The sequence below is a fragment of the Protofrankia sp. Cas8 genome (genome assembly GCF_963555845.1).
GTDB lineage: Bacteria > Actinomycetota > Actinomycetes > Frankiales > Frankiaceae > Protofrankia.
In genome coordinates this window covers 1-11,570 of record NZ_CAUVXI010000099.1, presented here as the reverse complement: position 1 = coordinate 11,570, position 11,570 = coordinate 1, and the positions used below count along the sequence as shown (strand labels likewise).

At 68.3% G+C, this 11,570-nt stretch carries 13 protein-coding genes; 6 read left to right on the top strand and 7 right to left on the bottom strand.

Annotated elements, in window-relative coordinates; translation table 11 throughout:
* Window positions 1–50: 50 nt before the first annotated feature.
* Complete coding sequence (locus tag U9977_RS15335; RefSeq protein ID WP_416210631.1) at window positions 51–434, top strand: DUF167 domain-containing protein; 384 nt, start codon at window positions 51–53, stop codon at window positions 432–434.
* Here U9977_RS15335 and U9977_RS15330 read toward each other — a convergent pair.
* Window positions 419–1,201 (bottom strand): SDR family NAD(P)-dependent oxidoreductase, encoded by a 783-nt coding sequence (locus U9977_RS15330; protein ID WP_322749937.1) that lies wholly within the window; start codon window positions 1,199–1,201, stop codon window positions 419–421. The two genes, U9977_RS15335 and U9977_RS15330, sit on opposite strands and share 16 nt — an antisense overlap.
* A gap of 90 nt (window positions 1,202–1,291) precedes the next feature.
* Between U9977_RS15330 and U9977_RS15325 the strand changes: the two genes are divergently transcribed.
* Window positions 1,292–2,050, top strand: a complete 759-nt coding sequence (locus tag U9977_RS15325) for an SDR family NAD(P)-dependent oxidoreductase (protein WP_322749936.1) — start codon at window positions 1,292–1,294, stop codon at window positions 2,048–2,050.
* 110 nt (window positions 2,051–2,160) lie between these two features.
* Here the strand turns inward: U9977_RS15325 and fabI are convergent, their stop codons facing one another.
* Together fabI and nhaA are read right to left on the bottom strand one after the other, a co-directional pair.
* Window positions 2,161–2,934 carry an enoyl-ACP reductase FabI gene (fabI, locus tag U9977_RS15320; protein ID WP_416210630.1) on the bottom strand — a complete coding sequence of 258 codons (774 nt, stop codon included), beginning with the start codon at window positions 2,932–2,934 and terminating at the stop codon, window positions 2,161–2,163.
* A 55-nt stretch (window positions 2,935–2,989) separates the two neighbouring features.
* The gene (gene nhaA, locus U9977_RS15315; RefSeq protein ID WP_322749934.1) at window positions 2,990–4,225 is read right to left on the bottom strand and encodes a Na+/H+ antiporter NhaA; all 1,236 of its coding nucleotides are present in this window, start codon (window positions 4,223–4,225) and stop codon (window positions 2,990–2,992) included.
* A gap of 207 nt (window positions 4,226–4,432) precedes the next feature.
* On the opposite strand from nhaA, the gene U9977_RS15310 reads away from it, so the two are divergent.
* Window positions 4,433–4,861 (top strand): PGPGW domain-containing protein, encoded by a 429-nt coding sequence (locus U9977_RS15310; protein WP_322749933.1) that lies wholly within the window; start codon window positions 4,433–4,435, stop codon window positions 4,859–4,861.
* A 31-nt stretch (window positions 4,862–4,892) separates the two neighbouring features.
* Here U9977_RS15310 and U9977_RS15305 read toward each other — a convergent pair whose 3' ends face one another.
* The gene (locus U9977_RS15305) at window positions 4,893–5,729 is read right to left on the bottom strand and encodes an SDR family oxidoreductase (RefSeq protein WP_322749932.1); all 837 of its coding nucleotides are present in this window, start codon (window positions 5,727–5,729) and stop codon (window positions 4,893–4,895) included.
* Between U9977_RS15305 and U9977_RS15300 the strand changes: the two genes are divergently transcribed.
* Window positions 5,730–5,891: a hypothetical protein gene (locus U9977_RS15300; protein ID WP_322749931.1), complete on the top strand. Its 162-nt coding sequence runs from the start codon at window positions 5,730–5,732 to the stop codon at window positions 5,889–5,891.
* Window positions 5,892–6,075: 184 nt separating this feature from the next.
* Window positions 6,076–6,648, top strand: a complete 573-nt coding sequence (locus U9977_RS15295) for a YceI family protein (RefSeq protein WP_322749930.1) — start codon at window positions 6,076–6,078, stop codon at window positions 6,646–6,648.
* Window positions 6,649–6,749: 101 nt separating this feature from the next.
* On the opposite strand, the gene U9977_RS15290 is transcribed toward U9977_RS15295, so the two are convergent.
* Entirely contained in the window at window positions 6,750–7,997 is a 1,248-nt protein-coding gene (locus U9977_RS15290) for a cytochrome P450 (RefSeq protein WP_322749929.1), read from the bottom strand.
* A gap of 380 nt (window positions 7,998–8,377) precedes the next feature.
* On the opposite strand from U9977_RS15290, the gene U9977_RS15285 reads away from it, so the two are divergent.
* Window positions 8,378–9,928 (top strand): FAD-dependent oxidoreductase, encoded by a 1,551-nt coding sequence (locus U9977_RS15285; RefSeq protein WP_322749928.1) that lies wholly within the window; start codon window positions 8,378–8,380, stop codon window positions 9,926–9,928.
* 31 nt (window positions 9,929–9,959) lie between these two features.
* Here U9977_RS15285 and U9977_RS15280 read toward each other — a convergent pair whose 3' ends face one another.
* Both U9977_RS15280 and U9977_RS15275 read right to left on the bottom strand, forming a co-directional pair.
* The gene (locus tag U9977_RS15280; protein ID WP_322749927.1) at window positions 9,960–11,216 is read right to left on the bottom strand and encodes a cytochrome P450; all 1,257 of its coding nucleotides are present in this window, start codon (window positions 11,214–11,216) and stop codon (window positions 9,960–9,962) included.
* Between the two features lie 136 nt (window positions 11,217–11,352).
* Window positions 11,353–11,570, bottom strand: a 218-nt coding sequence (locus U9977_RS15275; protein WP_322749926.1) for a hypothetical protein, incomplete at its 5' end; no start/stop codon positions are given.

Sequence of the window (11,570 nt, the reverse complement as noted above, 5' to 3'; positions counted from 1 at the left end):
CGACACACCGGACCCCCGCCATGATGGCTGCTTCGCGAGACGATGCGGCAGTGCGCCTGACCATCAAAGTTCGCCCCGGATCGGCCCGGACCTCGGTCGGCGGTTTCCAGGAACTCGCGACCGCTGGTGAGCCCGTCAGCGCCGGTGGTGGGCTGGCGCTGATCGTCCACGTCACCGCCCCCGCTGTGGACGGCCGGGCAACCGAAGCTGCGCTGCGGGCGCTCGCGACCGCCTTTGGTGTACGCCGCCGCGAGGTCGTGCTGGTCACAGGCGCCACAAGCCGCATGAAGATCGTCGAAATCAGCGGGCTACCCGAGCCCGAACTACGCGGCCGACTCGCCGAGCTCGGCGTCGGGCCCGACAGGCCGCCGGACCGACCAGGCGCATCAGTCCGCACGCGCACCAGTTCCCGGAAGGATCAGTCCCCGAGGTAGGGCTGAGCAAGCATCGCACCCATCCCGCCATCGACCGGCAACGCGATACCGGTGACACACGCCGAGGCGTCCGATGCCAACCAGAGCACCGCTTCGGCGACGTCATGCGCGGTCACCGTACGGCCGAGCGGGATCTGCCGCTCGTAGGCGGCGAGTCGCTCCTCGCCTCCGACCCGCGAGGTGAACCTCGCGCTTGCGACGGATCCCGGTACGACGGCGTTCACCCGGATCCCCTTCGGCCCGTACTCGACGGCGGCCGAACGGACCAGCTGCAGGAGCCCCGCCTTGGCGGACCCGTACGGGGCGACGCCGGGAACGGCAGCCAGACCCGCGGTGGATGCCGTGCAGATGATCGAACCCCGGCCGGCGGGAACCATGGCCCGCAGCGCCGCACGCAAAAAGAAGAAGCTGGCGCCGAGGTTGAGCGCGAGGTCCGCCTGCCAACCGTCGTCCTCGATGGATACCAGCGGCCCCTGAGCCAGCCCGGCGCCGGCGTTACTGTGCAGGATGTCGAGCCGTCCCCAGGTAGCCACGACATCGGCGACGAGCTGGTCGACAAACGCCGACAGGGTGACGTCACCGGCGTACTCCTCGGCGCTACCGCCCTCGGAACTCACCTGAGCGACCGTTTCCTTCGCCCGCTCGGGCACAAGATCATTGACCACCACATGAGCGCCGTGGGCGGCGAGCAGGCGCGCGGTCGCCCGTCCGATACCCGATCCGGCGCCGGTGACGATCGCTAAGCGGTTGTCCAGACTGCCGGTCAAGCAGTCCACCTCCGAATGGTCGACGCATCATCAAGCAGGCAGATAAGTTAAATCTAACAAAACAAACTCGACATGGAATGGAGAACGGCGATGGCGGGGACGCTCGTCGGCCGCAAGGCCCTGATCACCGGCGCCGGGCAGGGGGTCGGCCGTGGCATCGCCCTGGCCGTCGCCGCGCAGGGCGCGGCTGTCGCCCTCGTCGGGCGGACCGAGTCAAAACTGATCGAGGTCGCCAAGGAGGTCCATGAGCTCGGCGGCCGGGCGCTGACCATCCCCGCCGACGTGACCCGGCCCGAGGACATCGCCAGGAGCGTGACCGCGACGGTCGACGGGCTCGGCGGTCTGGACATTCTCGTCAACAACGCTCAGCAGACCGCGCTCGGCTCCATCCTCGACGTCGAGGAGTCCGTTCTCCAGGCATGCTGGGAATCCGGGACGCTCGCCACCTTCCGGCTGATGCGCGCGTCCTACCCGTATCTGCGTAACGGCGGCGTTGTGATCAACCTGGGCAGCTCGACCTCGGTGAATCCGATGCCGGTCGGCCGGGGTGTCTACGCGTCGGTCAAGGCCGCGACCCAGACGCTAGGCCGGGTGGCGGCCGCGGAGTGGGGCAAGGACGGAATCCGGGTTCTGACCGTGCTGCCCGCGTCCACCAGCCCCGCCGCGGATGCGTGGGCGCAGGCGCAACCCGAGGAGTACGCCCGGAGTCTGAGCAACATCCCGCTGGGCCGGCTGGGCGACCCGCGCCACGACATCGGGGACGTGGTCGCCTTTCTGTGCAGCGACGCCGCCAGCTACATGACCGGTACGACGATCGCGCTCGACGGCGGCCAGGCGTTCCTGCGCTGACCGAGCCGCGTCCCGCCAGCCGGGTCGTCCGCCAGCCGGTTCCCGGCGGACGACCACCGCGATGCCGCACGTACCGATCACCTACGGATCACGTATGGATCACCTACGGATCACGTACCGATCGCGTGCACACCGCCGTCCACATGAATGATCTCTCCGGTGGTGGCGGGGAACCAGTCCGACAGCAGCGCCACGCAGGCCTGGGCCGCGGGGCCGGTGTCATGGATGTTCCAGCCGAGCGGCGCGCGCTCGTCCCAGACAGCCTCGAACCGCTCGAAGCCGGGGATGCTCTTGGCTGCCATCGTGCGCAGCGGCCCCGCCGCAACCAGGTTGACCCGGACGCCCCGAGGTCCGAGATCACGAGCGAGATAGCGGGTCGCGGACTCCAGCCCGGCCTTGGCCACACCCATCCAGTCATAGGACGGCCAGGCCACCGCCGCGTCGAAGTCGAGCCCGACGACCGAGACCCGCTCGCCGAACAACGGCAGGGTCGCCCGGCACAGCGCGGCCAACGACCAGGTCGAGACCTGCACGGCGGTGGCGACATCGGCCCACGGTGCCTCCACGAACGGCTTGCCGCCCAGCACGGATTCGGGCGCGAAGCCAACCGCGTGCAGGACACCGTCCAACCCGTCGGTGTGCTCAAGGATCCGGTCGGCCAACGCGCTCAGGTGCTCTTCGTCGGTCACGTCCAACTCGATGACGGGAGCCTCGTCGGGGAGCCGCTTGGCGATCCGGCGGGTCAGCGACAGCCCGCGGCCAAATCCGGTCAGCACCACCGTCGCGCCCTGTTCCTGGGCGATCCGGGCGACCCCGAACGCGATGGACGCGTCCGTCAGGACGCCGGTGACGAGGATGCGCTTACCTGCAAGGAGTCCACTCACAGCCGGCATCCTGCCAAACATCACCAGCTGCTGGCGAGACGCCGCACCGACAAATTCACCCGCCGCGGACGGTGGGTTTCGCACGACCGACAAGCCTCATAACGATCATTGCGAGGACACTGGCCGCCACGGACGCGACGAGCACCGCGGTGGCGGCCCGCTGCTGGGCGCCGAAGTCGTCGAGGGCAAGCCGTGACATCAGCAGGCTGACGGTGAACCCGATACCGGCCAGCACACCGATCGGGGTCACCCCGCGCCAGCCGAGCCCGACGAGCAGCCGCGCCGCGCCGACCCGCACCGCGAGCCACACACCGCCGAGAACACCGATCACCTTGCCAACGACGAGCCCGGCGATGATGCCCTGGGACACAGGGTCCTCGAACACGGCACGCAGCGCCGTCACCGTGATCGGCACCCCGGCCTCGGCGAGCGCGAACAGCGGCACGACCAGTCCGGCCGAGAGCGGATGCAGTCTGTGCTCAAGGCGCACGGCGGGTGAGAGGCCCTCACCGGGGTCGGCGTGCACCCGGGTGAGCAGCGCCAGGGCGATACCGGCGACGGTCGCGTGTATCCCGCAAGCGTGTACGCATATCCACACACCCAGAGCCAGTGGGATGTGGAGCAGCGGCGAGGTCCACCGTCGCCGCTGAGCGAACGCGTAGCCGGCCAGCAGGAGCACGGCCGCGCCCAGCCAGACCGGTTCGAGCCCGCTGGTGAACAGAACAGCTATCAGGATGATGGCGCCGATGTCGTCGACGACCGCCAGGCTCAGCAACAGCACCCGCATCGAGGTGGGCAGGTTCGTCCCGGCCAGGGCCAGCACACCGAGTGCGAAGGCGATGTCGGTGGCCACCGGGATCGCCCAGCCGTTAGACGCCCCCGGCGCGCCCCGGGCGACCGCCAGGAACACCAGAGCCGGGGCGACCATGCCGCCGAGCGCCGCGACGACCGGCAGGACAGCGGCGCGATCGTCCGAGAGCTCCCCGACGACGAGTTCCCGCTTGAGCTCAAGGCCCGCGACGAAGAAGAACACCGCGAGCAGGCCGTCGGCCACCAACGCCCCGGCGCTCAGATGGTTCAGATGCAACCAGGACGGGCCGAAGCCCAGCTGCGCATCCCAGACCTCCCGGTAGGTGCCGCCGGCGACGTTTGCCCACACCAGGGCGATCAGGGTGGCTCCCAGCAGCAGGAAGCCACCGGTGGTCTCCTGGCGGAGGAACTCGGCGAACTCCCCACGGCTCGACAGAACCTGGGGGACGCGGGAATGTGTGGTCACTCGCCTGCGTGCCACCGGTTTCCTTCCGGGAACGGCCCGCCCAGGGCGGCCACGGCCACGGCCACGGCCACGGCCACGGCCAACGATCGCACGCTCCGTTCGCTGGGTACCGTGGCAACAATGTCCCACCGCAGGTGGCACTCGGCCGATGGACACGCAGCGGACACGGCGGCGTCTGGTCAACCGGTCCCGCATGACGTCCCGCGGAAAGGCGGTTCCGCGGTGCTCAACAGGAGTGCCCGCCTGGTCCGCCGGATCGTGGTGACCGTGCTCGGAGTGGGCGTGCTCGGGGTGGGGGTTGCGCTGCTCGCCCTGCCCGGCCCGGGATTCCTCATCGTCGCGCTGGGGTTCTTCATCCTGAGTCTGGAGTACCCATGGGCCCGGCGACGGTTCGAACGGGCGCGGCAGAAGGCCGCCGACCTTGCTGACCAGGCCGCGGCGGCGGTGTGGTCATCCGTTTTCACGATCGTCTTCGGGCTGGCCATGGTTGCCGCCGGCGTCGCGTGGATTGTCGTGGAAGCGCTGCCTTTCTCCTCTCCGTGGACGGGCGGCAGCCTCATCTTCGGCGGCCTGGTGATCCTGATCACGATGCTGGTCAGCCTGTGGCAGGCCCGACCGGTACGCGACGCCGGCCGACCGACCCGCGACTGACGCCGCTGCGCGCCGGTAGCTGTACGCGGGGTCAGGCCGCCGTCCAGGTTTCGCTGTGTTCCCACAACAGCCGGGCGAGCTCCTCGCTGACGACCCGGCTCGGTTGCCGTTCGCGGCAGTTGTCGTAGAAACGGCCGGTCACGCCCGCCAGCTCCGGGGCCGTGGCGCAGTAGACCGATGTGCGGGCGCCGTCCTCGGTGGAGCGCATCGGCATTTTGATCAGCGGCCGGATCGGCCAGGGCACCCGCCGCCAGATGTCGGACGCCACCGCGCCGGGGTTCACGGCGTATGTCGTGACACCACGACCGGCCAGCCGACGGCCGAGCTCCTGGGTGAACAGTACGTTGCACAACTTGGACACCGCATATTCGGGAAATCCGGTGATGCTGTGCGTGGGTTTGCGTAGCATTGTGAAGTCAATCCCCTTGGCCCGGTAATGCCCGTCGCTGGAGACGGTGACAACGCGAGCAGGCGCACTGGCCACCAGACAGTCGAGCACGGCGGTGGTGAGCAGGAAATGGCCGAGGTGGTTGACCCCGAAAGCCAGCTCGAAGCCATCCCGGGTGATGCCCTGATGCCCAGCGACACCGGCGTTGTTGATGAGCCCGTGCAGCGGCTGACCCAGAGCGAGGAAGTCCTCGGCGCACCGACGCACGGACGCCAGGTCGGCAAGGTCCAGGGAAAGGAAGGCGACGGCCTCGTTCCCGGTCGTCCGCACGATGTCGTCAACGACGGCTCGCCCCTTGGCCTCCGATCGGCAGGCGATGTACAGCCGCCCGCCACGCAGAGCAAGATCACAGGCCGTAGCCAGACCAATCCCGGTGTTGGCGCCGGTCACCAGGAACGTTTGCCCGACAAGATCCTTCATGTGACCGATCCAATCATGATCGATACCTCCGTCTACCGCGAAGGCCGGCCCTGGCGGCTGCGCACACAGAGATCAGACGATCATCGGGCGATGTCGGCGATCTATGCACCGATCCACCGACAGTTCAGGATACCGGCCGATAAGCAACATCATTACGAGTGAACGCAGCGCTACCCGCCGACAGGCGGCCAACACGACCCGTCCACCCGAAACCGCACGCCTGGTGATGGTGCCGTCATCGCCCGCCGTGGGTAGGACGGCTACACGACGTGGTCGACGTGGTCGGGGTGACTCCTGGCGGCCGTGCCGGTCGTGTGGCCGACATCTCCGAGGGAAGGAACAAACAGTGGCGGCGACGAGCTGGTTCTTCGAACCCGGTCACACCGGCGCGCAGTTCACGGCCAGGCACATGATGGTCACCTACGTGCGAGGGCAGATCAAGAACATTCGCGGGTCCATAGAGGTCGACCCGGACGAACCCGAGAACGCACGCATCGAGGCGACGCTGGACGCGACCGGGGTGTACACCGGCGAACCCAACCGGGACGCCCACCTGCGCAGTGCCGACTTCTTCGACGTGGACCACCATCCGACATGGACGTTCACGGGAACGCGGGTGACCCAGGTGAGCGCGACGGAGTTCGACGTCACCGGGGAGCTGACCATCCGTGGGACCACCCGCCCAGTGACTCTGGCCGTGACATATCTGGGCCAGTGGGATACGCCCTGGTGGGAGAACGGCCAGAACCTCGGGCCACGGCGACGTGCGGGTTTCGTCGCCGCGACCCGTATCAACCGGCACGACTTCGGCGTGAGCTGGAACGACGTGGTCGACCGTGGCGGCGTCGTCGTCAGCGACATGATCGACGTCACCGTCGACGTCGAAGCCGTCCTGGAGACCACCAGAACGGCAGCCTGACCTGGTCGAGGCCAAAGCGACGCCGCCGGTGGTTTTCGCGTAGCTGGAGACCCTGAAGCCGGTGACCGTAACCCGCCCCCGAGGTCTCCGGCACGCCGGGCTCAGGCCTTGAACCGGACCCGCAGACCCGCCAGACCACGGATGAGGATGTTCGGCTTGTACGGAGGGGTGGCGCTGAGCAGCTCGGTGGATCTGACCCGACTCACCAGCGCGTCGAGGAAGATCTCCATCTCCAGCAGGGCGAGTGGCGCGCCCAGGCAGTAGTGGTGGCCGAGACTGAAGGACAGATGACGCGAGACCGGGCGTTCGCCGTAGAATCGGGTGACGTCGAGCCGGTCTGGTTCCTCGTAGGCGTCAGGGTCACGGTTCGCGCAGGCGATCAGAGCGACCACGCCTTCCCCGGGAGCGAAGGTCCGCCCACCGATCACGAGCTCCCGCTTGGCGGCACGGGTGTTCATGTGAATGGGCGAGTCGTAACGGAGCAGCTCGTCCACGGCCCTGGGTATCAGCTCCGGCCTCGTGCCCAGCAGATCGAGCTGGTCGGGGTTGCGCAACAGGGCAAGGGCACCGTTGCCGACCAGGTTCACGGTCGTCTCGTGACCCGCGATGATCAGGGTGATGCAGGTGCCGAGAACTTCCTCCGCGGTGAGCCTGTCGCCCTGGTCCTCCACCGCGGCCAGGGAACTGATCAGGTCGTCGCCGGGGCGGCGCCGCCGTTCGTCAACAAGTTGACGGAAGTATGCGGCGAACTCCGGCAGCGCCGCGTTGCGGGCGGCCAGCGCCTCGGCCGTCATGTAGACGTCGGGATCGAACGCGCGCGAGAGCGCCTGCGACCACTTCTGCACGAGTGGATGATCCTCGGCGGGCACGCCCAGAATCTCGCAGATCATGGTGAGCGGCAGCGGGTAGGCCATCATCTCGATCAGATCGAACTCGCCGGCGTCCAGCGCGGCGTCAAAAAGGCTGTCCACCAGTTCGGTGATGCGCGGCCGGAGCTCGGCCACCCGCCGCGCGGTGAATCCCTTGGTGACCAGGCCGCGTAGCCGAGTGTGGTCGGGTGGCTCCATCCACAGGAACGTGTCGGGGAAGGCCGCTGCCGGGATGGTGGGGTGCAGTTGCTCGGCTTCCTTGTCGTGCCCCCAGTCCGCACTCTGCAGGATCTTGACGCAGTCTGTGTAACGGGTTGCCAGGTGCAACCCGATGGCTGACATGTGGAGTGGTCCGGCGGCTCGTAGCTCCTCGTATCGGGAGTACGGATCGGCGCGGTTCGCCGGATCGAACAGCTCGCCCAACAGGGGCGGTACAACCATGTCGGTCCGCGTGTTCGCCGGGCTGGTTGCCACGTCCATTTCGGCTCCCTCTCACGATTCTTCGACGCTTCTCCGGTCACCGGTCGTCAGCGTCGAGCGCACCGGCGGATACGCTGACGCCCACGTCGGGAACGGAAATCGCCGAACGTGTCAGATCGTCCGGTAAAAAGCTATACCAGCAGATCCGACTGGCGCCACGGTGAACGGTTCATTGACATACCGAGGCAAGATCCCGACGGGTTTTCGTCCGACCGGCCACGCCACATCCCGTCGCATCATTGCGTCCATGAATGGATCTATCGGATGGCTCAATAATTAAAAAGCCGGCCAAACAGACGAGAATAAGATTCGAGATGACCCGACCATGCTGGCGGTGGACCACCTGTCGGTGGCGAACACAGGACGGCCACGGAGGCGTGATGGTACACGGTGGGACAGTCCGGAAGCCGAAGCAGGAATTCACGTCCGACACTGATGATCCGTTCCGGAGCCGGCCCGCGCTGGTTCCCCGGACCGCCGACGGCCGTGACCACGCGGTCGTCCTGGGCGCCGGCATCGCCGGGCTGCTCGCCGCCCGGGTGCTCGCGGCAACCTTCGACCGGGTCACCGTGTTCGAGCGGGACGTCCTTGCCGACCCCGATGCCGACCCCGAGGCAGACCCGCGTCGCGGCGTGCCCCAGGGTCGCCACCTGCACGGCCTCCTCGACCGTGGCCGTCAGATCATGGAGGAACTGTTTCCCGGACTGACCGCCGAACTCGGCGCGAGGGGTGCTCCCACGATCGAGACGCTCGTCGGTTCCCGCTGGTACCTACGGGGGCTGCGGGTCCACCCGACCGAGACCGGGCTGATCTCGATACTCGCCAGCAGACCGCTGCTGGAAGCCGTCATCCGGACGAGTCTGCGCGGGACCGCGGGGGTGGAGTTCGTCCAGCGGGCAGCCGCGACCGAGCTTGTCGCAGCTCCCGGCTCTCCCGGCTCTCCCGGCTCTCCCGGGCACATCATCGGCGTGCGGGTCCTGCGATCGGCCCGAACCGTTTCGGATGGCCCCGGGCCGGGCCCGGGGCCGGCGGCCGGCGAGCGGGCGGAGTTCGTCGGTGCGGAGTTCGTCGGTGCGGACCTCGTCGTCGACGCGACCGGACGCGGTTCCCGCGGCCCGGACTGGCTCGCCGCCCTCGGCCTGCCCCGGCCGTCGGAGCAGCGGGTCGACGTGAACCTCGGCTATGCGTCGCGGTTCTACCGCCGTAAGCCCGACGACCTTGACGGTCACCGCTCGATCATCATTTCGACGATGCCCGGGTTCCGTGGCGGCGGAGCCGTAGCGCTCGAGGGCGAGCGTTGGCAGATAACGCTTGCCGGGATGCTCGGCGACCATCCGCCGACGGACCCCGACGGTTTCGAGGCGTTCGCCCGGACGCTGCCCGTTCCCGACATCCACGACCTGGTCGCTTCGGCGGAAGCGCTCAGTGACCCGATCCCCCACCGCTTCTCCGGTTCGCTGCGTCGACGCTACGAGCGTCTGACGAACCCGCCCGTCGGGTTCCTCGCCATCGGCGACGCGATCTGCAGCTTCAATCCGCTCTACGCCCAGGGGATGACGGTGGCGGCCCAGCAGGCGCTGGCCCTGCGGACCTGTCTGGAGGCCGGTGGCCCGGATCTGCCCGCGCGCTTCTACCGGCAGGCCGGCCGCCTCGTGGACGCCGCATGGGAGATGGCAACCGGCGCAGACCTTCGCTATCCCGGCGTGCAGGGGCGACGCAGCCTACGCGGCCGGCTGGTCGGGGCATACGGCGAGCGGGTACAGATCGCCGCACATCACGATGCCACGGTGGCCGGCGCGCTGATGAATGTGCTGAACCTCGTGGAGGCTCCCACCGCGCTGCTGCGGCCCGCTGTGGTGGCGGGCGTCGTCCGGTCCGGTCGGGCACGTCCGTCCCTACCTGGGCAGCTGCCACCCGCCACCCGCCACTGACCCGGGTTGACTGACCCGGGTTTGGCCGCCGTCAGGGCGCCAGCCGGACGGGGAGGGTCTGGAGGCCACGCACGACCAGGTGTGCCCGGTAGGCGAGTTGGTCTGTGCTCAGAGCGAGGCGCGGAGCGCGGCGGATGAGCGCCCGCAGAGCGATCTCTGTCTCAAGGCGGGCGAGCGGCGCGCCGAGACAGTAGTGGATGCCCAGGCCGAAACCGAGGTGCCGAAGGGCCGGGGCCGGCCCGCCGTAGCGGGTGATGTCGAACCGCTCCGGATCCCCGAAGGCGTCGGGGTCCCGTTGGGCGGCGGCCAACAGGGTGACGACGACATCGCCTGATCTGAAGGCACGCCCGGACACCTCGGTATCCTGTAGCGCAAAGCGTCCGATGAACTGTACGGGTGGGTCGTAGCGCAGCGTCTCGTCGATAACCGCAGGTACCAGGTCGAGATCAGCGTGCACGGTCGCGAGCTGGTCGGGATTACGCACCAGTGCCAGCACCGCGTTGCCGATCAGATTGACCGTGGTCTCGTACCCGGCGACCAGCAGCAACGCACAGAGTTCCAGCAGTTCGGCCTCGGTCAGCCGGTCACCCTGTTCGCGCACCGCCACCAGGTTGCTGAGCAGATCATCCGTAGGCCGGTTCCGCCGGTCCGTGATCAGATCCGTGAAATAGGCGTCGAACTCACGGGTGGCGTCGACGCGCTGGGCCAGTTCGGCGGGTGTAAGTAGATGGTCCGGATCGAGCCCACGGGTCAGCGCGGCCGCCCAGCCCCGGAACGTCTCCTCGTCCCGCGCGGGCACGCCCAGCAGTTCGCAGATAAGGCGCAGCGGGAGCGGGCGGGCGAACACGTCGATCAGATCCACCTCGCCCGCGGCCTGCGCGGCGTCGACCAGGGAGTCGACGAGTGCGGTGATCCGGGGCCGCAGACCGGAAATGACTCGGGGAGTGAAAGCCTTGCTGACCAGTCCGCGCAGCCGGGTGTGATTGGGCGGATTCATCCGCAGAAACGACCGGAGCCCGCCGTCGAGCGCGTCACTCGGGCGCCACGCATTGGTTCCTTCTTCGCTGCGGCCCCACTCCGCGCCCTGGAGAACGGTCACACAGTCCTGGTAGCGCGTGAGGATCGTGACCTGCTGCGCACCCAACGGCAGGCGGTAGAACGGATCGGCCTCGCGCAGGGCGCGGTAGCTCGGGTAAGGATCGGCGCGCCGTTCCGGTGCCGGGTCGAACGCACCGAAAGCCGGCGGTATGGCGGGAGCGACCACACTCGATGTCGAGGCAGAGTTCACGACCAGCCCTTCCTTCGCACGATCATCCGGTATGCGACGGCCCGGGCCGGCCCGGGCCGGGCCGGGCCGGGCCGGGCCGGGCCGTCGCAGTTCGGCCATGCCGCCCTAATTCAGCCGTGCGATTGGCGACTGGCTGTCAGACAAACACTCGCCGGACGACGTTGCTCTCGGATGAATCGCCGCTGAATGCAGGACGGCAGGAATCGCACAGCGCGCCCTGCACACCGGTCACCCACTCCCGAAGCAGGTTGGTGCGGACCAGAAACGATCTTTCGAGCTTTGTGCGATCAACAAGGCCACTTTCAGCGCACAAACCTCGAAAAATCATCAACAGACAGCCAGGCGACCCGGCGG

What these genes read in the sequence shown, in the direction of transcription:
- U9977_RS15290 (WP_322749929.1), bottom strand. Translation starts at nt 7,997, where the DNA reads ATGGACGTGGCAACCAGCCCGGCGAACACGCGGACCGACATGGTTGTA.
- U9977_RS15305 (WP_322749932.1), bottom strand. Translation starts at nt 5,729, where the DNA reads ATGAAGGATCTTGTCGGGCAAACGTTCCTGGTGACCGGCGCCAACACC.
- U9977_RS15325 (WP_322749936.1), top strand. Translation starts at nt 1,292, where the DNA reads ATGGCGGGGACGCTCGTCGGCCGCAAGGCCCTGATCACCGGCGCCGGG.
- U9977_RS15285 (WP_322749928.1), top strand. Translation starts at nt 8,378, where the DNA reads ATGGTACACGGTGGGACAGTCCGGAAGCCGAAGCAGGAATTCACGTCC.